Genomic DNA, 20,661 nt, shown 5'->3' with positions numbered 1-20,661 from the left:
CTGTGGTGGTCGACTCGCTCGCCGGGCGGTGCGCCGAGGTCCTGGTCGAGCAGGACGGCGGCACCGGGTACGGCTCGGGGCTGCGGCTGGCGACGTCCTTGGTGGCGACGGCGGGGCATGTGGTCGAGGGCGGTGGGTCGGTCAGGGTGCGGCTGTCCGGCGGCGCCCCCGACGAGATCGTCGTCACCGGCCGGACGGTGTGGCGAGGTGCCCGGCTGGACGTCGCGCTTGTCGAACTCGCTCCGGACGTCCCCCTCGACGAGGTCGCTCCGATGGCCATCGGAGTTGTACCGGACGAGGCTGACGGACGGCTTCCGTTCACCGCGATCGGCTTTCCGCGCCATCAGAGCTGGACTGACACGGGCACGGCGACCTGGCGCGACAGCGACCAGATCGACGGGGTGATCCCGCTCGGGTCGAGTGTAAAGCGGGGCCGCCTGCTGCTGCATCGGGCGGATGGCCGCAGCCTGGAAGCGCGCGACTGGAGCGGTTTCTCGGGCGCGGGCGTCATCTGTGAGGGGTCGGCTGTCGGCGTCGTCGTGGAGTCGGCCCACTCGGGCGGGCTGGAAGCCGTGCGGCTGGCTGCTGTGATCGGCGCGTACGAGCCGCGCGCGGAAGGCGAGCGCGAGCCCGAGCCGAGTGCCACCGCCGCACGTGAGCTGCTGGCCTCGCACGGCGTCGTGCCGGAACCCCTGCGCGGGCAGGAGCGGCGTCGCCCGGCCTACGAGGCGATGTTGCGCCAGTACGCAGCCCGGTGCGCCGAACTGACCGGCCGCGACCGGGAGCTCGCCGGCCTCCTAGCGTTCGCGACCGGGCCGGACCCCTACCTTGTGCTCGTCGCCGGTCCTTGGGCGGGAAAGACCTCGCTGGTGACTCGCTTCGCCACGGGGTCCCACCCCGGGCTCGACGTGGTGTCGTTCGTCATCTCCCGGCGCGATGGGCAGATGCGCGTCCAGCAGTTCCACCGGGCCATGTGTGACCAGCTCGCCGTCCTGCTGGGTGAGTTCCCGCCCGCCGAACCGGACGCGGCCGCCTTCCTCAGCCTCTGGGGACGCGCGATGCGGATCCCCGGACTTTCCCTGCTGCTGCTCGTCGACGGCCTGGACGAGAACGACTACCGCGAGCTGGCCGAGCCCAGTATCGCCGCGCAGCTCCCGACCGCTCTCGGTCCGGCGGCACACGTCCTGGTGACGAGCCGCCATTCTGACGTGCCGCTCGACGTGGACGGCAGCCACCCGCTGCGCACCTGCCGCCGCCAGGTGCTGACACCGTTCCCCGCGGCGACGAGCCTGCTCCTACGCGCCCGCCAAGAGCTGGATCACGTACTCGCCGAGCCTGTCCCGCGCACCGTCCTGACCACGATGACGGTCGCCGGCGGCGCGCTGAGCAGCAGGGACATCGCCTCGATCGTCAACGACTCCGCGCTGGCGATCCGCCGGACCCTGGAGCGGGGGCTCTCCCGGGTCGTGGAGCCGCGCCCCGGTACGCCGACCCGGTACACCCTCGCCCATGACACCCTGACCGTCGCCGTCCAGGAGGACCTAGAACCCGAGGAGTTCACCCATACCCGCACCGCCATTGACGGCTGGGCCCTCGGCTTCGCCGCGGCCGGCTGGCCCGATGACACCCCGGACTACCTGACCGAGGCGTACCCGACCCTCCTGCTCACCGAAGGCGCAGGCCGGACGCTGGCAGCCCTGGCCTCCCCCGCGCGCCGCACCCTGCTCCGCCGCCGGACCGACGGCGATCTGGCCGCGCTGTCCGAACTGTCGAACGCGGCAAGGCTCCTCGAGGCAGCCCCCGACTGCGACCTCACCCTGCTGACGCGGGTGTCGCTGCTCCGCAAGCGCATCGAGGACGACAACTTCACCATGCCCTTCACGTATCCGCTGTTGCTGGTACGCCTCGGCCGAGCCGAGGAGGGCATCCAGTTCGCCCGCACCCTGCAGAACGTCTACGTGCAGGCCGAGGCGCTGCTGGCGATCGGCGAGCACCTGCTGGACAGTCAGCCGGCCGAGGCGCGGAACCTCATCCACGAAGCCATGGCCGTACCGGGGAGGTTGCCCCTGGAGCGGATGCCACATACGGTGCGCGCAGCCCTCGCGCTTGCGCGGCACGGCGAACCAGGCGCCGCCGATCTCGCTCGCGAAGCCATCACCGAGAGCGGCGACGAGCGAGGCTGGTCCATCACCACCGCCGCCGACGCACTGGCCGAGATCGACCCCGCGCTGACACGGCCCCTCATCGAGGAGGCCATCGAACACGCCGATGCAGAGGACCGCCCCGACTTCTGCGGCCTCCTCGCGCCGGCGTTCGCCGCTCTCGGCGAACTCGACCGCCTCGTCCAGCACCTCGCCGACCTGGACCGGGACGGCAGGAAACGAGCCCTCCTCACCGCCTGCAGCGAGCACTTCGCCAAGGGAGGCCGTCGAAACGTGCCCGAAGTGCTCCTCACCGCCTTGACCCATGAGTTCGCCGCCTCCGAACTCGTGGAATCGGCCGCCTACCAGGACGAGGACCGGGCCCGCCACCTGCTCGCTCTGCCCGCCTCGGCCTCTCCCGGTCTCGATCTTGTCGAGCTCGCCTATGCCGCCCTCGCCGCCCACGGCCTCGATCCTCGGCAGCCCGGGGCCTCCGACGAGTTGCTCGCCGACGCCGCAAGGTCTGCCCTGGCCAACGGCCACCTCTCGCTGGCGGTCTCCCTGGCCCAGGACATCGCCAACCCCGGCATCCGTGCGGACTGCCTCACGGAGATCGCCCTGGCGCTGCTCGACTCCGACACGCCCCAGGACGCCGCTCCCGTGGTATGCGAGGTGGAGGCGGTCCTCGACGAGACCAGGAACACGCCGCCGCCCACCGTCCTGGCGGCCTTCGCCCGGGCCGCCGGCACCGCCGGACGAACGGACCTGGCCACGCCGGCCCTGGAACTGGCCCTCAACACGGTGCTGCAGGACGGCGACGACACAAGTGCCCAGTGGGACGCGCAGGCTGTGGCAAGCGCAGCCGCCCGGCTCGGCCACCTCGACCTCGCCCTGAGGATCGCGGCGGCGTTCGAGGCAGATCAGCTCGACCGCATCGACATCCTCTTGGGCGCCGCCAGGGGCGTCGAAGCGCACGGCGATCACCGCTCAGCCGACCTCGACCTGCTCATCGCCCAGGTGACCGAAGGCATCGAGAAGTCGACGGACCCGAGCGTGGCCGGCTGGCGTACCCGCGTCACTCACGAGCTCATCTCCCTCCACCTCCGCGCCGGGCACGCCGACGCGGCCCTCGAACTGGCACGCCGGTTCCCCAGGACCGACCTCCCCGACCTCACCCTCGAGTTGCGCGCGCACCTGCTGTCGGACGACATCCCCTCGGCGATCTCCCTGATCCGTGAAACGGCCCTGACCACGCCCGCGAGTTCCCCGCAGGACCGCGCCCGCGGGCAGGAGCAGGCAGCCGCGATGATCGTCGAGATGTGCGACGCCGGCCACCAGGCCCTGTGCCGCGACGTCACGGCTCAACTCGCCGGAACCGCAGACCCAGGCGTAACTCTGGATGGCGGACTCTGGGCCCGTCCCTGGCTCACCGCGGCCTGCCAGGCCACCGGCCTCACCGAGGACTTCACCAGCCTTCTGGACACGCTGCAGCACGCCGCCCTGGTCACGGGCGCCCACTACGTGACGAATACCGTGCCGCTGGAGGCAGTCGTCCGCCTGCGCCTCTGGGATCGCTACCACGCCGAAGCCCGCCGACTGAGCGAAGTGCTGGCCGAGGGCGTCCTCACCAGCCTGGTCAAAGCGATGCTCGACGCAGGCCTTCAGACCGAGGCACTCCCCCTCATCGACGACCTCCAGGAGGACGCCGCCTACTGTCTGGCCCTCGCCGCGGCCGTCAACTCGCCGCCGTCCGCCGACCTGGTCAAGCGCTCCCTGGCCCACGGCTTCGCCGAGGACGTCATTGCCCCACTGGCCGCCCTGGAACCGGCGTGCCTGCAAGAGATCGCAGCCCAGCTCGGCGTGATCCGGCTGCCCGCCGAACAGGTGACGCTTCGAGCCCCCAGGAACAGCTGACCGCACCGATCCGTTAATGCTGTCATGCCTCTGACTGGAGAATACGAGTCGGCGTCGCTGTCGGCCGCTTGGGCGAGCGCCGCGTGGCAGGCCCAGACCGTAGCCAGGGCGTAGGCGGGTATGGGCACAGCCCGCAGGTGCTCGGGCGAGTAGGCGGTGGTGGCACAGCACTTACCAGCTTGGCACCGATCTGCCATGTCAAGGTGGGCAGCAGGTAGCGGGTGTCGTCGAGGACGCACTCGGCAGCTGACATCACCGTCTCCAGGGCATCGCCAACCAGTCGAGAGTCGGAGTTCCAAGCGAAACGGGAAGGGAGGAGGGCAAGGCGGTCGGGGCCGGCATGGAGGGCTGCTCATCCGCAATGTCTTCCCAGACGGCCTTTCGGCGATACTCCTTCAGGGCAATGGCGCAGCACTCCATAGTTCCCGGCACCATCAGGCACTGATCCGCAGTGAGGGGTCACGGAGTTTCCGGACGAGGACCTGGGCTTCGCGCGAAATCCAGCGGAGACCAGCGCCTCCTTCTCAGGTGCGGTGCATGCCCGGGCGGGCTCCGACAACTTCAATTCCGACAATGAGCTTGCCTAGTGCCGCGTCAGACAACGTTCGCCCTGTAGTTCGCGACGCGCCGGTCGGGATCCACCTCTGCGCTATCGACGGCGTTAGAGCGTCATTGACTACAAGGACCACGCCCATGGGGTCATGACCATGGGGGAGAGCGGCGGAGGAGGCTGGATCACCGAGGTCGTCCTGCGTCCCGAGGTGACGCTCGCCGACGCGTCAAAGGAGGAGAAGGCCCGCTCGGATCCCGGCCATGGCCACGCGCTCCAGAGCCTGGGTCCAGATGGTCCACCAAGCCCCGCCGGCCGTCTTGGCAGACGCCCTTGGCGTGAACCCTCAGACGGCAATGCGCTACCGAGCGAGCTGGCACGGACTACCTGGGCTACGCGGCCCTGCGAATTCCTCGGGGACCCGAAGACCCTTGAGGAGAGCGTTTGAAGATCAGGTCGTGGCCCAGGCTTCAGCACGCCAGCCTGGCAGTTCCTTGTCCAGCCACTCCTCGACGGTCCTCCGCCAAGGTCCGAGGGATCGCTCTCGGCGACATCGGCCCAGGCGTCCTCGGCCATGTCGGGGTCGATGAACAGGCTGTCGAGGTAGGCGTCGAAGTCGTCGGTGACCTTTGTGAAGACATGGCTGCCCAGATACCCCGGCCAGGCGATGGCATGGACGAACGCGTGGAGCTGGCCATGAGTGGCCGGGTTCAGGTCCAGGAAGAGGGTGTCGCTTCCGCCGTTGCGGGCGATGGGCAGCAGGCCGGTCAGGGGCACGTTCTCAGCGAGCCACCCATCGCGACTGCGCCGATACTCGCCCATGAGAGTTCCCCAGCCGTACTCACCGGCGTCGTCACGGCCCAACTGGTAGAGCTCGTCGAAGCCCTGGACCGGTTCTGGTTCACAGGCCGGGAGGCGGACCGAGTAGTCCAGCTTCTCCCCGCCGACGGCTTGCAGGAACGAGCGGTACGCGGGTGGCAGGGGCAGCCCGATCTCCCGTTCGAGCGCGGCGCACTCGCCTGGGTCGAACGACCAGAACGGACCGCCCACCAGGCGGCCCCGATACCAACGCGAGAGCTCCTCAGACACGGACGGATTGTCGCACCCCGCTACGACACCCCCGAGGGATACTCACCCCTCACCAACAGCCGTCCTTACCAACACCGTACGGAGCCCCCTACTCCTTGAAGGCGACCCGCCTCTACCCAAAGGCAGAGCCCCCAGCCGAAAGACAGAGGAACAAGTACGGGCGGGGTTCGTGCCCGACGGGCCGGCGTCGCGGGGACGAGAATGACGAACATGTCACTCTCACTGGCCCGTTGCGTGGAAGCGGTTGCCCGGCTGCTGGATGCCTGCGGGCCACTGGAGCCGGTGCGGCTGTGCCTGAGCGCGCGGGACGCGCAAATCGAGGTGTGCGGGAGCGGGATGGCCGCACGGGTGAGCCTGGAGCGGATGGCAGCGGTGGCGGGCACCGAGCCGGTCGCAGCGCGCGATGACGGGGGCGGGTCCCTGACGGCCGACCTCGACCAAGACGTGGTCCTGGTCGCCGGTATCGCCCCGCCCGCCAACGGCACCATGCAGGGCCGCCGCGCTACGTCGACGGCGTCCGCCGCTGAGCTGCTGCGCACACTGGCCGCCTGGGCCCGCGACCTGGACCAGGATCTGCTGCCGATGGCGGAGTTGTGGGTGGACGACCAAGGAGACAAGTACATGGTGCGGCTGCTGACGACCGCCGGGGAGGCCGTCGCCGCAGCCGCCGGGAAGGGACTCACCCGCCTCAGGACACGGCGCACGGACAGCGGACTCGACGGGGTCGGAAGGCTCCCGTGCGGCCGCCCTGTGCGGGTCGGCGTCGTCTGCCTCAACTAGAGCTTAGTGGTCGGCGCTCGAAGTCCTTCGAGGGTTGATCACGCGGCGGGACGGGCGGAGGATTCTTCCTGCCGACCGAGTGTGTGTCGGTCGAGCCGGACCAGTAGGAGGTGGTGAACCTCCACTGGAACGGCTGTGCCGTGGCGTTGTAGCGGTCTTCGAATGCTCGGAGCCGATCCCGGACCTCGCTGAGGTCCGTGAAGTCATTGGGCGAGACGACCTTGCGTTGGACGGTCGAGAAGAGGATCTCGATCTGGTTCGTCCAGGAGGCGTGCACGGGGGTGTGGGCCATGGCAGCGTTCGGAAACGCCCTGGTGAGGCGATCTATGGCCTTCTTCCCTCGGTGGGAGGAGCCGTTGTCGACGATCCAGAAGACGCGTTTGGCACTGGCGTAGGGCTCGGTGGTCATGACCTGGGTGATCAGGTTCATGAAGGGGACGATGCCGGTCTTGGGTTCGCAGCGGCCGAAGACACGGGCGCGATGGACGTCGTAGGCGGCCAGGTAGGCCAACGCGCCGCCGCGGTTGTATTCGTGGTTGACCCGCATCGCCCGGGCCTGCCCGGGTGTCAAGGTCGGGTGGCAGCGGCAGCGCGCCTGGATTGAAGTCTTCTCGTCCGCGGAGATCACGTACTCGTCCTCGCCCAGTGGGGCGCCGTCGAAGGTGCGGGCGTACAGGTCCAGCACACGTGCGGCCTTGGCCCGAAGGCGGGGTCGCGCACGATGATCCAAGACTGGTACTGCCACGGCTTGAGCGCGTCCGGCTTGAGCCAGCGCCGCACGGTGGAAGGGGAGATCGACCCGGCGATGGACCGGACGACCACCTCCCGGGCCAGCTCCGGACACGACCAGCGAGACAGCGGCGTGCCGGTCTCAGCGGGTAACTGACAAGCCAGCGCCTTGACCTCGGCGACCTGCACGCGGTGAACGAGACCGGCCGGCCGGACCGCTTGCGGTCGGCGAGGGCGAGCAAGCCGCCGGTGGCGAATCTGCCCCGCCAGGTGCGCACCGTGTCCACGTGCAGCCGCGTCTGCGCGGATATCCGGGCATTGGAGCACCCATCGGCAGCCAGCAGCACGATGGTTGCGCGCTGCCGGGCCTGATGCGGGGGCTTGTGGCCATAGGCCATTTTCTTGAGTCGGTGGCGCTCGGAGGCGGTCAAAGTGAGCGACACGGCTCGGGCCGCAGGCATGGAAGGGACACAGCCGATCTCGGGGTGAGTGGTTCGGGATGGTCAATCACTCTGCGCCGGAGGCTTGGCCGATGTGTCTGGCTGCCGGGTGGGAGCGGGTTCGAGGTCAGGGCAGGGTGAGGATGCGGGGGCCGTCCTCGGTGACGGCGATGGTGTGTTCGATGTGGGCGGCGCGGCTGCCGTCGATCGTGCGCAGGGTCCATCCGTCGGGGTCGGTGCGGTAGTCGTTGCGTCCTCCGGCCATGAGCATGGGTTCGAGGGCGAGGGCGAGGCCATGGCGCAGGGGGAAGCCGCGGCCGGGTCGTCCGTGGTTGGGGACGTGGGGGTCTTCGTGCATCTGGCGGCCGATGCCGTGGCCGCCGAAGTCGGCCGGCATGCCGCAGTCGGCCTTGCGGGCGACCGTGCTGATGGCATGGGAGATGTCGCCGATCCGGTGGCCGGTGGTGGCGGCGGCGATGCCGGCGTCCAGGGCCTGCTGGGTGGCTGCGATGAGTTCGAGGTCGGCAGGGCGAGGGGTGCCGACGGTGAAGCTGATCGCGGCGTCGCCAGTCCAGCCGTCGAGTTCGGCTCCGCAGTCGATGCTGACCAAGTCGCCGTCGCGCAGGCGGTAGTCGTCGGGGATGCCGTGCGCGACGGCGTCGTTGACGGACGCGCAAATCACGGCGGGGAAGGGGATGGGGGCGAAGGAGGGCTGGTAGCCCAGGAACGGAGAGCGTGCTCCGGCCTTGGTGAGAATGGCGCGGGCGGCTTCGTCGAGCTCGCGCAGGCGAACTCCCACGGCTGCCGCTGCGCGGGCGGCCGCAAGTGCGTGTGCCACGACGCGTCCAGCTTCTCGCATCGTCTCCAGTGCCGTGTCGGTCTTGATCTCCACCATGTGTCGTGACTCCCTGCGATGCGACGCTAACCAATACTTATACCGGTATTAGTATCACGGGCATGGTGAGAGTTCCTTTGAGTCCGCAAGAGCGGCAACGCGGAGAGCGCTTCGGGATCCTGCTTCGCCAAGCCCGCGGTGACCGCAGCATGGTCGACGTGGCAGCAGCCGCCGGGGTGTCCGCTGAAACACTCCGCAAGATCGAAACCGGCCGGGCCCCGACTCCGGCCTTCTTCACCGTGGCAGCCCTGGCCACGCGGCCTCGCCGCCGCCTGCGCGGAAGACGCCGAAGGCGGCGAGCAGGCCATGTCCGCGTGACCGTCAGGCGCGCGCCATCCGGCTGAGAATCGGAGGTTCCTGACGCAGCACGATGGACTCTTACGTCAACCCCCGAAGGACTTCGAGCGCCGACCACTAAGTCCCTCGACGGCCCTCTCATCACACGGAGTTTCGTCGCGTTCGCCAATGAGGGACGGGCCTGGACAGGCCTGGGGGAGGTCCCCGCCCGCAAGGCCAGGCTCCCGATGCCGTTCTGGCCAAGGCCCGGGAAGACAGGCGACGTCTTCGGGTCTCCCGTCAGTCCCGCGGAAGGGGCGGCGGGGGCGGCCACGGCGACGTGCGCGCGGGTCCACAGGTCCATAACGAGCCGCGGGGCATCATGCGTTGGGCCTGGCGGCGGCCGGATCGGCCGTGCAGCCACCGCAGAGGGCTGTCCGGCGACTCTCTATCAAGGTTGATAGGAGAGACGCTGGCGCGCCGCTGAGGGCGGCTGCGTGCACTGGTACGCAGTCCACGCGGTCGGGCAGGATCACGGCATGAGAATCCTCGTGCTTGGCGGAAGTTGGTTCCTGGGCCGGGCTGTTGCCCAGTATGCGCTGGACCGCGGGTGGGAGGTGACGGTCTTCAACCGCGGCCGTTCTGGCTCTGCACCGGCAGGAGCCCGAGCGGTCCGCGGTGACCGCACCGTCCCCGAGGACTTGTCGCGGTTGGCCAGTGAGGGCCCTTGGGACGCCGTGGTGGATACCTCCGCATCCGAGATGGCGCCACGTGATGTGCTCGCGGGCGCCCGAGCCTTGGAGCCGGCCGTCGGCCGGTACGTATACGTCTCCACCGTGAACGCGTACCGCGGCTGGCCGAGCGAGCCTCTAACGGAAGAATCGGAACTGCTGGACGGCCCGCCGGACGCCGATGCCGACTACGGCCGTCTCCCAGATGACTGGGACGGGCCGGACTGGTACTACGGGAGGCAGAAGGCCAGCGCAGAGCGAGCGACCACCGTAGCGTTCGGCGAGGACCGGACAGTGATTCTCCGGCCAGGCGTCATCCTCGGGCCGGGCGAATACGTCGGCCGGCTGCCGTGGTGGTTGCGCCGCGCCACTCGCGGCGGCCGGATGCTCGCCCCGGGAGCTCCGGAGAAGTCCATCCAGCCGATCGACGTACGCGATGTGGCCGCGTTCGCCCTCGACCAGGCCGCCGCCGATCGAGGGGGCGCGTACAACTGCGTCGCACCGCTCGGCCGGGAGACGATGAGCGACTTCCTCACGGCCTGCGTGCTCGCCACCGGCGGATACGCGCAACTGGTGTGGGCTCCCGACAAGCTGCTCCTGGACCATGAGGTGCAGCAGTGGACGGAGCTGCCGCTGTGGCGCACCCACGCCGGCGTGTGGAGGATCGAGTCGACGCGAGCGCAGGCGGCCGGGCTGGTGTGCCGCCCGCTGTCGGAAACCGTCGAGGACACCTGGGCGTGGCTCCGCGACGGCGGGATGCCTGTGGAGCATCCCCGCTGGGCCGAGCACGGCATCGCTCCGGAGAAGGAGACGATGATCCTGGCCGCGCTCGGCCGGTAAAGGTCAGCCCTCGATCGCGAGCGGGCTCGTGGCGCCGAGCCTGCGCGCAGGAGAAAGGGCGCTGAAGTCCTCGATCTGCTCGGCCAGGGTGAGGGCTGCTGGCGCGCTCCGGAGTTCGGGGCGCGTCAGCTCGATCCGTGCGGCCGTCAGGCGCTCCAGCATGCCGGCGCCACGCCAGTCCGGCGGCACCCGGAAGACCGGCGCCAGGGCCTCGTGCGCGCCCTCCACCTCGCTGCGCATCAGCCGCGAGCGGGCCAGGTCGATCGCTGCGGGCCCTGAGACCACGATCGGTTGCTCGGCTGTAGGGCGACTGCTCAGCAGGGCAAGGGCCCTGGTGGCTGAGGCTTCCGCTCCCTCGGCGTCGCGCAGCAGCAGACTGGTCGTCGCGTTGCTCATCGCAATCCGGGCGGCGTCGAAGCCGAACTCGCCGCCAATGTCGTCGTGCAACTCGTCTCGGGCGCCGCTGCTGTGCTCCAGCGCGTCTCGGATGGCGCGCTGCGCCTGGTCAGCGTTGCGTAGATGCCCGTAGGCGCGGGCCTCGATGGCGTACAGCCGGCGGCAGGCGGTGTCCCCCAGTCCTCCGAACTGCTGGGCGCTCTTGGCCAGTCGGACTGCTTCGCTGGGACGACCGTCCCAGAACGCCATGAAGGCCAGCATGCCGTAGGCGTACGCCTGCAACGGGCCATGCTCGATGGTCTTGCCGTACTGCGCGGAGGAACGGGCGAACGAGACGGCCGGCGCGAGCGCTCCCAGATCGAACGAGACTGCGGACAGCAGCGCAGTGGCCTGCCCGGCTGCGTAGTAGAGCCGGGCGTGCTGTTCGGGGGAACGGGTGCGTTCCAGCAGCACCTGCGCCGTGCGCAGCAGGCTGCTCGCGCGCTGGCAGACCTCGGCCGGGGCGGTGCAGCCGTACTTACGGGCGAGCTCTACGAGGTCGTCGTGGAGTTGGTCGAGCGTCATCTCGTCCAAGTGGAGCGAGGCGGCCTCACCGGCGTGTTCGGCGGCGTCCCGAGCGGTCATCAGCAGTTCACTTTCGTTGAGCACAGGCGAAGTTGCGGCCCGCGGAGTGGAATGCTGACGCTCCAACTCCGGCATTTCGGAAGCCGGGCGCAGCAAATCCAGGACGGGCCAATGGAACATGCGCTCCAAGACCCGGGCAGTCGGAGAGTACGGCTGGCTCTTGAGTCCCCCGACGACCAGCAGGCGCTCGTAGTGACGTGCCACTGGTGCGGGAGCCACGTCTTGGCCCTCGGCCCGTAACTGCTCCGCGACGCGTGCGTACTCATCGCTGAACGACTTGTGCGAGCGGATACCTCGTTCGATCACCAGCGTGTACAGCACTGTGCGCCGATCCTCGCCCATGTCCCCTCCACGGAATCGGTTCCCCCATGGGATACCGCGCTGGTCTCCTTTTGTAACGGCCCCCCGCCAGAAGGCGGCGAGAAGTCATAGCCGCGTCATGGTGTCACCCGAACGGACAGTCAGAAGTCATAACCACGACATAGTCACAGCCACCCTCGTCGCAGAACGCTATGTGTTCATACCGCGACGAGGAGGAGTCAATGGGTACGGCTGTGGCCCGAGGTACGACCCTTCCTGCCAAGAGCGCGTTCGTCGGCGGGCCCCTGCCTCACGCGGCCAACCGCCCTCGCACGTACGACTTAATGAGCACTGACTTCGAGATCGCGCAGCGTGGACCAGGCGAAGAACCGCTTTCGAAAGACGCTCGCCGCGTCGGTGCCATGCGTCGCCTGGCCAAGGCACGCCTAAGCTATTGCGGTCTGTCCGGCTTGAAGGACACCGTGGCGCTCATCGTCTCCGAGCTGGTGACCAATGCGATCACGCACAGCGGCGGCACTCACGTCACCTTCACCATGCAGCTCCAGGACGAGGCCCTGTACGTCCTCGTGAAGAGCAACGTGCCAGGGAATCCTTCGGTCCAGAAAGCCGACGACGACGCAGAGCACGGCCGCGGCCTCGAATTGGTCGAATGGTGCACCGTCACGCACGGCGGCACCTGGGGGATCAGCGACTCCGGCGCGACCGTCTGGTGTCTCCTCCCGGCCACAGGAGTCGGCCAGTGACCTCTGCCGCCCTCACCGGCCGCTGGCACCGCCCCGTGGCACGTTGGGAACCGCCGATGGACCCAAACGGCACAGAAGGCGTCCTAGCGAAGCTCCGCGCCTGGAAGGCATACGACGGTGACGCTCTGCTGGACGACGTGGCGGACGCGCTCGATTCCGTCATGCCGCCGGAGGCGGACGTGAAGGAGCTCGCGCAGCGGCTCCGCGACCACCTGAAGCAGGTCGTGAACATTGCCATCACAGCGAAAGCCGAGAAGCGCGACGCGCGGGCCGCCAAACTCCTCGCGCGGGCCCGTGCCGTGCGCGCCGAGGAGCTGCCCGCCGACTACGAGCAAGCCACCAGCCACCTCCGGCGGATGGGCTGGGCCGTCAACGAGCTGCTGGATCTGCTGGTCGCGACTGGATGCATGAAGGCGCCGGATTCCCTGAAGGAGAACGAGTGACCGCCCCGCTCAGCCCCCGCCAGTTCTTCTGGAAGGGCATCCGCGTGCCCTTCATAGCGCCGTGGTCAGGAGAGACAACTCTTCCCGGCCCGATCGTGCGGCGGCGGGGCATCGACGGGGAAGGCATCGGCTACGCGGACGAATACAGCCGGGCTGACCGCAAGGACAGCACGTTGTGGGTCAGGATGGCCGCCACGCGCGGCGTCGGCACGCCGAAACTCGCCGGGATGCACGCGCTGCGCCAACGGCACGCCATGAGCCACATGCTGTGTCAGGTCTGCGGCGGGTCCACCTTCGGCCGGCCCGATGGGCGGCACCTGTTCCTGGTCCGCGCTGCGGACGGGCAACCGATCAGTGAGGGCGAGAAGACCGTCACGCCGCCGGTCCACGAAGCCTGCGCGCGGGAGGCCGTACGGGACTGCCCGCACCTTCGGAAAAGCTTCACCGCCGCGCTGGTGGAGTTCAGCCCGTCCTGGGGCGTCGCCGGCATCGTGCACGACCCCAGGACTCTTCAGCCGCTGCCTGCCGAACAGGGTGATCTCACCTTCGTGGCATACGACGACCCGCACCTCCGCTGGACGCTCGCAGCCCGCACGGTCGTCACCCTTCAGGGCTGCACGACCCTCGATCTCGAAGAACTCGCGGTATCGACAGTCGCGGTCTAGATGTCCGTCCGTCGGTCCGGATGCCCTGAGCCCGGACCGTCGGACGGCGCAAGACCCCGGCGCGGGACGTCGCAGTCCCGCGTCGGATCGCAAGCACAGCGCCACACGTATCTGTTCTCGCGCCCTGATCTCGAACTGGAGACTTCATGCTCACACCCCCCAGCTATCCCAGCCTCGAAGGGGCATATGTGGCCCTGCTGGAGCTGGCGACGGAGAAGCACGAGCACCGCATCGCCGCGCGCGGCAACGACGCACGCGAGGTGATCGGCGTTGGGTTCCGTCTGCCGGACCCGCGTCAGCGACTGCCGTACCTGGAGCAGCGCAGGGTGAACCCGATCTTTCAATTCGCCGAAGCCCTCTGGTACCTGGCCGGCCGCCGGGACCTGGAGATGATCGGCTACTACGCGCCGTCCATGCGCTCCAGCTCCCCCGACGCTGTGAACCTGGGCGGCTCCGCGTACGGCTACACGCTCTTCAGCCCGGCCGACGGAGACACCGCGTCTCCGTTCGACCGTGTCCTGGACCTGCTGCGCACCGAGGAGGACAGCAAGCGCGGCTATCTGCCGGTCTTCTCCGCCCGGGAGTTAGCCATCTGTGACAACCCCGACATGGCGTGTCTGGCCGGTCTTCACCTTCTCGCTCGCGGCGGACGGCTGCACATGGTGTGCAACATGCGTGCCAACGACCTCGACTGTGGCCTGCTCAGTGACGTGTTCAGCTTCACCATGATTCAGGAGTACGCGGCCATCCAGCTCCGCCTGGGACTGGGCACATACACGCACTTCATGGGGTCGGCCCACGTCAACGACCGCAACGCCGACCGCGTCGGACGTGTCCTGGAGGAGGCGGCCACCCGGCCGGCGCCGATTGAGTTCGCCCCGCTGGTGATGCCCGGGAACACCACTGCGGCGACCGTGCTGCGTGTCCTCGAACACGAGGAAGGGCTACGTACCAACAAGGTGCGGTACGGACCGGCCGATATCGCGGACCTCGGGCTGGAGCCGTACTGGCAGCAGATCCTCTTGTTGTTCGAGGTCTACCGCCAGATCCAGTACGACCGCGCCGACGTGGTGGACGCCGGGGTCCTCAAGGCGCTGGACCCGGGCCTGCGTTGGCTGCTGGAACAGCGCTGGGCATCGTGTGCCATCTCCGGAGGTGCCGAGTGAGCGGGAAGCCTTCGCGCAGCGGCGCCGTGGTCAACGGCGTGGGCTGGGGCCACTGGTCGGTCATCCTGTGCAAGCCGGACGCGGTCGAGCGGGGCCTGACCGACACCATCCTGGAGCGCCTGGCTCTGCCGGGGGTGACGATCGTCGGCCGGCAGAACGTCACGGTCGCCCCCTGGCAGATCCACGTGCACTACTGGGATCTGCTGGTCGATGCCGACTGGTTCGGCGGCCGGGACATCCCCGCGTCTCTGGACAGCCTCTACGTGGGCCAGACCGTCGCCGTCGCGCTCGCCTCCGGCTCGCCGGGCATTCACGAACGGCTGCGCAACGAGCTCGGCCACTACGACCCGTCGAGGGCAGCGGCCGGCACCATCCGCGGCGACCTCGGTGACGACAGCCTGGACCAGGCGCTCGCCGAGAAGCGGTTGGTGAACAACCTGGTCCACACGTCCGACGACTCGGAAGCGGCCCGCCGCGATTTCGGCACCTGGTACGGGGCCAACCGCCGAGCCTTGCTCTTCCCGCAGGCTGCCGCACCCGTCGAGAGCTGACCCGTCCCCTTGAACTGGAGGCACCCATGAGCGCTCCCACGTTCCATCGCCGCCCTCTGCCCATACTCACCCCGGCCAAGATCGGGGAGCTGAAGCCGTCGCTGGCGGACGTGATCGAGTACCGCAAGTCCGGCCTGTCCCTGAACTGGATCGTCGGCTGTCCGCTGGAGTGCAGCTACTGCGTCCGCCACCTGTTCGACAACTTCGGGATGAAGGTCCCGCGGCGGCTCATGAGCGACGAGGAAGCCGTGGCGGCCCTCGTCACCCACCCGTACTTCCGGCCTCACAAGACGCCTATCCAGCTCCTGAACCGGGCCACCGATCCGATGCTGCCGGCGGTCAAGCCTCACGTGTTCAACGTGCTGCGGCACCTGGACGCGCAGGGCCTGACCAACCACGTCCTGATCATCACCCGCTGGCGCGTTGAGCCCGACGACTGCGCCACGCTCAACTCCTTCAAGAACCTGCGGCTGACCGTCCTGGTCACCCACTCGGGCATCGGCAACGCGGAAATCGAGCCGGTGGACTCGAACATCGCCGCTACGAGCCTGCGCACCCTGTTCGAGCACGCCGAGCGGTACCGCACCGTCCTGTACTGGCGGCCCATCGTCCCGGGCCTCAACGACAGCGACGCGCACCTCGAACGAGCCCGCGAGCTGTCCACCCACGCCCACGCCACCGTCTTCACCGGCCTGTTCTTCCGTGAGGAGATCGCCTCGTACTACGCGGCCCACGGCCTGCCGGTGCCGTACGACGACACGGCTCGGCGCAAGATCATGCCGGAGGTAGCCGAGAGGCGGATTCTCGATTTCTTCCACCGGCCGGAGAACACCAGCGCGCCGTGGGGAGCCCTGTTCCGCAAGACGAGCTGCGGTGTCGCCTATGCCCATGGTGAGGCCGACTACAACGGGCACTACGGCATCAGGGAGCTGTGCAACATCTGCCCCGAGGACCAGCTTCGCCTGTGCCGGAGGGCGTGGGTCAAGCCGGACCTTGCCGAGGTGGCCGAGGAAGCCCGAGCCCTCGGCGCGACGGGGCCTGTAGAGGTAGACGAGCGCGCGATCATCGTTGAGGGACTGGACGAGCCGCCGCGCTACTACCTCCAGCACGGCTACGGCTACCAGTGCCACGACCGAGCAAAGCCCCATCACTACCGCCAGCACGGCCGGGCCCCGATCGGCTGGAAGGCGGAGAACGGAACTCCCACGCCATGAAATTCGCCGCCTGGCCGAAGCTGCTTGTCGTAGATGTCGAGGGCAACGGCGGGAACCCGCCCGACCTGGTCGAGGTCGCAGCGCTGCCTATCCGCGACGGCCAGGCGGACACCACCACGGCCGGGACATGGCTGATCCGCCCGCCCCGGCCCGTCACCCCGTACGCGGCCCGGATCCACGGCCTGACCAACGAAGTCCTCGCCCACTCCCCCGGATGGGACGAGATCGCCGGCCAAGTCCATGGCCTCTTGGGCGACGCCTGGATCTGCGCCCACAACGCGCACGTGGACTACCGGGTGCTGAAGGCGCATCTGCCGAAGTGGGAGCCGGCCGGAGTCATTGACACGCTCCGCCTTGCCAGGGCGACCTACAAGGCTCTGCCCTCATACGGGCTCGACGCGCTGATCACCCATGCGCAGCTCGACCTTTCAGGAGCCCCCGCCGTCGGGCGGCACCGAGCAACGTACGACGCGTACGCCACGGCGCAGCTCCTCACCGCCATGGCCAACCACTACGACACCTGGGACCAGCTCGTCGCCGCGGCCGTGCCGCCCGGCCTGCCTGGCGCCTCCGAACCAGAAGAGGAACCCACCCTGTGGTGAATCCCATCCGTATCGGCGTGCTCGGCACCCACTCCACCGGCAAGACCACCCTCTTAAAACGGATCGAAATGGAGGTGCGCGGCCACGGCATTTCCGTGGCCCGCACCGGTCGCCTGGCCAAGCGCGCTGCGGGCATCGGCCTGCCGAAGATGCAGCACCACACCGCCGCCTCCACCGAGTGGATCATCGCGCAGGGCATAGCTGACGAGATCGCTGCCGCGGCACAGGGCGCTGAAGTCGTCCTCGCCGACCGGGCCTCGCTCGACGCCATCGCGTATCTCCACGCCGCCGTTGAGTTCCGCGGTGAGCACCTGCACCGGCTGGAGAGGGAGCGTCTGCGGCTTCTCGCCTCGACGCAGGCCCCCAAGTACGACCTGCTCTTCGCCACCGTGCTGGACCCGGATGTGCCGGTTGACCAGAGCCACGACTACGACCCCCGGTACCGGCTCCTGGTGGACCAACACGTGCACGGTCTCCTCGCCGACGACCCGATCCCGCACGTGCGCGTCACCAGCGACCCCGTCAGCCAGTTGCGTGCCATCGAGCAGGCGCTTCAGCTCTGCCTCCAGGAGGCCGCCGTATGACCGCCGTTTCGTCCGTGGGCACCATCACCATCGCCGGCAAGACCGTCTCCAGGCTCGGCTTCGGCACCATGCGTCTGACGGGGCCCGGCACGTGGGGCGACCCCAACGACCGGGACACCGCGATCAGCGTGCTCCGTAGGGCCGTGCACACCCACGGCATCACGCACATCGACACCGCGGACTCCTACGGCCCCCACACCGTCGAGCACCTGATCCGTGACGCCCTGTACCCCTACCCGGAGCAGGTGCTGATCGCCACGAAGGTCGGCTTGGCCCGACCCGCCCCCAACGTCTGGGCTCCTCACGGCCACCCCGTCTACCTGCGGTCCTGCGTCGAAGCGAGCCTGCGCCGCCTGGGAGTCGAACGGCTCGAACTCTGCTACCTCCACCGCATCGACCCCGAGGTGCTGGCCGCCGACCAACTCGGCACGCTCAAGGCCCTCCAGGACGAAGGCAAGATCGGGCACATCGGCCTGTCAAAGGTCACCCCCGAGGCCATCCGCATGGCTGGCAAGGACATCACCATTGCGGCGGTGCAGAACGTCCTCAATATGACCGACCGCCATGACCCGGCCCTCGAACTCTGCCGCGACCTCAACATTCCCTACGTGCCGTACAGGCCGCTCGACGCGGGCACCCTCGCCCGCACCCACGGGGTCTTCGCCCCCTTGCAATGGCTCCTCCAGCTCAGCGACCACGTCGCTCCCGTCCCCAGCACCAGCCAGCCGGAACACCTCGACCAAATCGTCACCGCTGTGACGGGCGGATCCTGATGCCGACCTCCGCGCCCCTCTCTCCGGCGGCTTCCGCCGCGCGCCTCCCGCCCTCCCGGCGCAGAGCTGCGTACGAGAACTGGCGACCTCCGGTGATCGGGGTTTCCTTACTGGTGCCCGTCGGAGCCGACGCGCTGCTTGTCGCCGACGTGTCCGGCCGGGGCAATCTGATGCTCCCCGTCGGGGCCATGGACTGTGAGCGGACACCGGAAGAAGCAGCCCAACATGTCTTCGTCGGCGCCCCGGACGGCATTCCTGTGCTCCGGCGAGTCTTGCGGGACTCCGTGCAGATGCGGAGCCGGAAGGTCATCACTCACCTTGTGGCGACCGCGCCCCTCACCCAGGAGGCTGTCGCGCCGCTTACCTACCGCGATCCGCGTGCCACCCTGCATGCTCTTCCCACCGCCCGAGTCATCGCCGAACTTCCCGAACGCGCGCGGCGGCGGGCTCTCCTTGGGCTCCAGGCTCTGGCCATCGGCCAGACGGCCTACCTCGAAGACGGCGTTCTACAGCGCTCCAGACCCGTGAGCCTCCTCGCGGGATAGGGGTACGGCCTACGGCGGTCCGGCACCATGGCGCGCCGGACCGCCGTCGTGTTGCCCGATCCGCGATGTTGGTCTGGCATGTGGTGTAAGACGCCCATCCGCTTTCCGAACGTGATCGTTTGGTTCGGGTTGGGTAGGCATGACTCCGGCTGGCTGCGGGAGAGATGGGCGTGGTTCGTCCGTTCGTCTCGATTGTGGAGGTGGCTGGTGCCGTCGGTGCTCGGTCTGCTGGAGGCCCGGGAGAAGAAGGTCCGGGAAGAGGTGACACGGCTGAGGGAGGAGGCCGAGCAGGTGCAGGCCGCCCTCGGCGAGGCGGAACGGGCACTTCAGCGTCTGGCGGATGCCCGTGTGACGGTGGCCGAGGTGCTGGCCGGTCTGTCGCGGTCGCGGAGCCGGTGGTGAGTGCGGTGGCGGGGTCGGTGGTGCCCAGCCGGACCGAAGGCATGACAACGACGGTCCTGCCTCCGGACTACCAGCGGATCATGTCCGTGCTGGAGTCGGATGCGGCCCGGGAGGGTATGCGGTGCCAGCAGCTGGCCGCGGCCCTGGGCCTGGAGGCGGTTCCGGCGAAGGTCGAGGGGCTGCGGTCGAAGGCAAAACGCCTGGTGGAGCGGCGGTGGGCGCTCCAGGTACGGCCGGGGGTGGCCCAGGAAGCCGGACTCGGTGTCCAGATACAGGCCCGAGGTGCGATCGGCAGGGCCCAAGGAGATCACCGGTATACAGAACGCCTTCCACACGGTGACCCGGTCGCCTTCAGCGCGGCGGGCGTTGAGGGTGTCCTGGTCGGCCTGGTGCTCCAGCTGCTCCCGGTAGAACACCGGCACCGCATCCAGCGGCATGAGGGCCTTGTTGCCCGGCAGGCACCCGGTCCCGTCCACGCCGTTGTCCCCGGCAGTAAGCCGCCACAGGACGCGCAGCTCGGCGGGCACACGGAGACCGAGGTCATGTTCGAGGGCAGTGATGGCATCCTCGCTCGCTCCGGCATGGAGCGCCGCGTGCGAGGCGGGGGCGTTGGCGGCCAGCCAGGCGGCGATGCGCTGCCGGGCGTCGGCTACCTGCCGCGGGCGAGCTCGCCGCGCCCGGCATTGTGCCCCTGGCCCGGGGCCTGAGCCTGGGCGTCCTCTGCCGGGGTGGCGGGCTGAGCCAGGGATACGTACCGAATCTCGATCCGGTCAGGCTCGCGGATGTAGCCGATGGACAGGGCGGGGCAGTCCTCGAACAGGTCGCCGTCGACCGTCACGGTGAGGACGCCGGGCAGACCCGAAGGCCGGCCCATGTCCGGATCGTCGGCCAGCTGGCCGGCCAGGACCTTCAGGGCGTAGGGGACGCCGGCCCCGAGCTGGATGGCGGTCTCGCGTATCTGCGAAGGGATCTCGACGTTCACAACCGGGTGCTCCCTGCTGGTCGATGAAGGGCGGTGCCCCTCACACAGTAGGACGCCCCCGCTCACCGGCAGGTGTGCGGCGTCCTGCCGTGCGGGGGCAGGCCAGACGGCTGCGGGGGCCGCCAGTTCTGCTCACGCAGGCCCTGCACCGACGGCGCGGAAGCTGTGAGCAGCGAGCTCTTCCTGCGCGGCGTCTGCGAACGGACGCTGCACCAGCGTGAGCAGAACTGGCGGCCCCCGCCGGCTCCGGGCAGCGTCTGGGCAC

General features: G+C 69.0%; 19 protein-coding genes and 3 pseudogenes. 15 read left to right on the top strand and 7 right to left on the bottom strand.

The window, feature by feature from the left end:
• Positions 1–2 precede the first annotated feature (2 nt).
• The gene (locus OG883_RS41095; RefSeq protein ID WP_266552439.1) at positions 3–4,055 is read left to right on the top strand and encodes a serine protease; all 4,053 of its coding nucleotides are present in this window, start codon (positions 3–5) and stop codon (positions 4,053–4,055) included.
• Between the two features lie 676 nt (positions 4,056–4,731).
• Here the strand turns inward: OG883_RS41095 and OG883_RS41090 are convergent.
• On the bottom strand, positions 4,732–5,694 hold the full coding sequence (locus OG883_RS41090) for an SMI1/KNR4 family protein (RefSeq protein ID WP_266552436.1): 963 nt from the start codon (positions 5,692–5,694) through the stop codon (positions 4,732–4,734).
• Between the two features lie 210 nt (positions 5,695–5,904).
• Between OG883_RS41090 and OG883_RS41085 the strand changes: the two genes are divergently transcribed.
• A complete protein-coding gene (locus tag OG883_RS41085; RefSeq protein ID WP_266552433.1) occupies positions 5,905–6,474 on the top strand; it encodes a hypothetical protein in 570 nt (189 codons plus the stop codon).
• Here the strand turns inward: OG883_RS41085 and OG883_RS41080 are convergent.
• The 4 genes and pseudogenes from OG883_RS41080 to map form a co-directional block, all read right to left on the bottom strand.
• The gene (locus OG883_RS41080) at positions 6,467–7,159 is read right to left on the bottom strand and encodes a transposase (RefSeq protein WP_266552430.1); all 693 of its coding nucleotides are present in this window, start codon (positions 7,157–7,159) and stop codon (positions 6,467–6,469) included. The genes OG883_RS41085 and OG883_RS41080 overlap by 8 nt on opposite strands.
• The gene (locus OG883_RS46960; protein ID WP_323181062.1) at positions 7,099–7,392 is read right to left on the bottom strand and encodes a hypothetical protein; all 294 of its coding nucleotides are present in this window, start codon (positions 7,390–7,392) and stop codon (positions 7,099–7,101) included. Before OG883_RS46960 ends, OG883_RS41080 begins: the two co-directional genes overlap by 61 nt.
• A 23-nt stretch (positions 7,393–7,415) precedes the next feature.
• Positions 7,416–7,601 (bottom strand): annotated as a pseudogene (locus tag OG883_RS41075) (helix-turn-helix domain-containing protein); the annotation flags it as partial.
• A 169-nt stretch (positions 7,602–7,770) separates the two neighbouring features.
• On the bottom strand, positions 7,771–8,538 hold the full coding sequence (gene map, locus OG883_RS41070; protein WP_266552427.1) for a type I methionyl aminopeptidase: 768 nt from the start codon (positions 8,536–8,538) through the stop codon (positions 7,771–7,773).
• Positions 8,539–8,600: 62 nt separating this feature from the next.
• Here map and OG883_RS41065 point away from each other — a divergent pair.
• Together OG883_RS41065 and OG883_RS41060 are read left to right on the top strand one after the other, a co-directional pair.
• A pseudogene (locus tag OG883_RS41065) lies at positions 8,601–8,856 on the top strand (helix-turn-helix domain-containing protein).
• Between the two features lie 497 nt (positions 8,857–9,353).
• On the top strand, positions 9,354–10,385 hold the full coding sequence (locus OG883_RS41060; RefSeq protein WP_266552424.1) for an NAD-dependent epimerase/dehydratase family protein: 1,032 nt from the start codon (positions 9,354–9,356) through the stop codon (positions 10,383–10,385).
• Between the two features lie 3 nt (positions 10,386–10,388).
• On the opposite strand, the gene OG883_RS41055 is transcribed toward OG883_RS41060, so the two are convergent.
• A complete protein-coding gene (locus OG883_RS41055) occupies positions 10,389–11,747 on the bottom strand; it encodes a hypothetical protein (RefSeq protein WP_266552421.1) in 1,359 nt (452 codons plus the stop codon).
• Between the two features lie 302 nt (positions 11,748–12,049).
• Here OG883_RS41055 and OG883_RS41050 point away from each other — a divergent pair, with 302 nt between their 5' ends.
• The 11 genes and pseudogenes from OG883_RS41050 to OG883_RS41000 form a co-directional block, all read left to right on the top strand.
• Positions 12,050–12,469: an ATP-binding protein gene (locus OG883_RS41050; RefSeq protein WP_266552418.1), complete on the top strand. Its 420-nt coding sequence runs from the start codon at positions 12,050–12,052 to the stop codon at positions 12,467–12,469.
• Positions 12,466–12,912 (top strand): DUF6415 family natural product biosynthesis protein, encoded by a 447-nt coding sequence (locus tag OG883_RS41045; RefSeq protein ID WP_266552415.1) that lies wholly within the window; start codon positions 12,466–12,468, stop codon positions 12,910–12,912. The genes OG883_RS41050 and OG883_RS41045 overlap by 4 nt, the downstream gene beginning before the upstream one ends.
• The gene (locus OG883_RS41040; protein ID WP_266552412.1) at positions 12,909–13,577 is read left to right on the top strand and encodes a hypothetical protein; all 669 of its coding nucleotides are present in this window, start codon (positions 12,909–12,911) and stop codon (positions 13,575–13,577) included. Before OG883_RS41045 ends, OG883_RS41040 begins: the two co-directional genes overlap by 4 nt.
• A 146-nt stretch (positions 13,578–13,723) precedes the next feature.
• On the top strand, positions 13,724–14,743 hold the full coding sequence (locus OG883_RS41035; protein ID WP_266552409.1) for a thymidylate synthase: 1,020 nt from the start codon (positions 13,724–13,726) through the stop codon (positions 14,741–14,743).
• The gene (locus OG883_RS41030) at positions 14,740–15,294 is read left to right on the top strand and encodes a nucleoside-diphosphate kinase (protein WP_266552406.1); all 555 of its coding nucleotides are present in this window, start codon (positions 14,740–14,742) and stop codon (positions 15,292–15,294) included. Before OG883_RS41035 ends, OG883_RS41030 begins: the two co-directional genes overlap by 4 nt.
• A 26-nt stretch (positions 15,295–15,320) precedes the next feature.
• Positions 15,321–16,508, top strand: coding sequence for a radical SAM protein (locus OG883_RS41025; RefSeq protein WP_266552403.1), 1,188 nt, complete (start codon positions 15,321–15,323; stop codon positions 16,506–16,508).
• Entirely contained in the window at positions 16,505–17,110 is a 606-nt protein-coding gene (locus tag OG883_RS41020; protein ID WP_266552400.1) for a 3'-5' exonuclease, read from the top strand. The genes OG883_RS41025 and OG883_RS41020 overlap by 4 nt, the downstream gene beginning before the upstream one ends.
• Positions 17,104–17,694 (top strand): AAA family ATPase, encoded by a 591-nt coding sequence (locus tag OG883_RS41015; protein WP_266552397.1) that lies wholly within the window; start codon positions 17,104–17,106, stop codon positions 17,692–17,694. Before OG883_RS41020 ends, OG883_RS41015 begins: the two co-directional genes overlap by 7 nt.
• Complete coding sequence (locus OG883_RS41010) at positions 17,691–18,467, top strand: aldo/keto reductase (protein ID WP_266552394.1); 777 nt, start codon at positions 17,691–17,693, stop codon at positions 18,465–18,467. Before OG883_RS41015 ends, OG883_RS41010 begins: the two co-directional genes overlap by 4 nt.
• Positions 18,468–18,580: 113 nt before the next feature.
• Entirely contained in the window at positions 18,581–19,012 is a 432-nt protein-coding gene (locus OG883_RS41005) for a hypothetical protein (protein ID WP_266552391.1), read from the top strand.
• Positions 19,013–19,219: 207 nt separating this feature from the next.
• Positions 19,220–19,656, top strand: a pseudogene (locus OG883_RS41000) (hypothetical protein); the annotation flags it as partial.
• Between the two features lie 407 nt (positions 19,657–20,063).
• On the opposite strand, the gene OG883_RS40995 reads toward OG883_RS41000, so the two are convergent.
• A complete protein-coding gene (locus OG883_RS40995) occupies positions 20,064–20,396 on the bottom strand; it encodes a hypothetical protein (protein WP_266552388.1) in 333 nt (110 codons plus the stop codon).
• Between the last annotated feature and the right edge of the window lie 265 nt (positions 20,397–20,661).

It is taken from the genome of Streptomyces sp. NBC_01142, from assembly GCF_026341125.1.
Lineage (GTDB): Bacteria > Actinomycetota > Actinomycetes > Streptomycetales > Streptomycetaceae > Streptomyces.
The sequence above is the reverse complement of the archived record's forward strand: the minus strand, read 5'-3'. Positions and strand labels throughout refer to the sequence as shown.

Excerpts from the sequence above, each read along its gene's own strand:
- OG883_RS41085 (WP_266552433.1), top strand. The coding sequence starts at position 5,905 with ATGTCACTCTCACTGGCCCGTTGCGTGGAAGCGGTTGCCCGGCTGCTG.
- map (WP_266552427.1), bottom strand. The coding sequence starts at position 8,538 with ATGGTGGAGATCAAGACCGACACGGCACTGGAGACGATGCGAGAAGCT.
- OG883_RS41060 (WP_266552424.1), top strand. The coding sequence starts at position 9,354 with ATGAGAATCCTCGTGCTTGGCGGAAGTTGGTTCCTGGGCCGGGCTGTT.
- OG883_RS41055 (WP_266552421.1), bottom strand. The coding sequence starts at position 11,747 with ATGGGCGAGGATCGGCGCACAGTGCTGTACACGCTGGTGATCGAACGA.
- OG883_RS41050 (WP_266552418.1), top strand. The coding sequence starts at position 12,050 with ATGAGCACTGACTTCGAGATCGCGCAGCGTGGACCAGGCGAAGAACCG.
- OG883_RS41035 (WP_266552409.1), top strand. The coding sequence starts at position 13,724 with ATGCTCACACCCCCCAGCTATCCCAGCCTCGAAGGGGCATATGTGGCC.
- OG883_RS41025 (WP_266552403.1), top strand. The coding sequence starts at position 15,321 with ATGAGCGCTCCCACGTTCCATCGCCGCCCTCTGCCCATACTCACCCCG.
- OG883_RS41020 (WP_266552400.1), top strand. The coding sequence starts at position 16,505 with ATGAAATTCGCCGCCTGGCCGAAGCTGCTTGTCGTAGATGTCGAGGGC.
- OG883_RS41010 (WP_266552394.1), top strand. The coding sequence starts at position 17,691 with ATGACCGCCGTTTCGTCCGTGGGCACCATCACCATCGCCGGCAAGACC.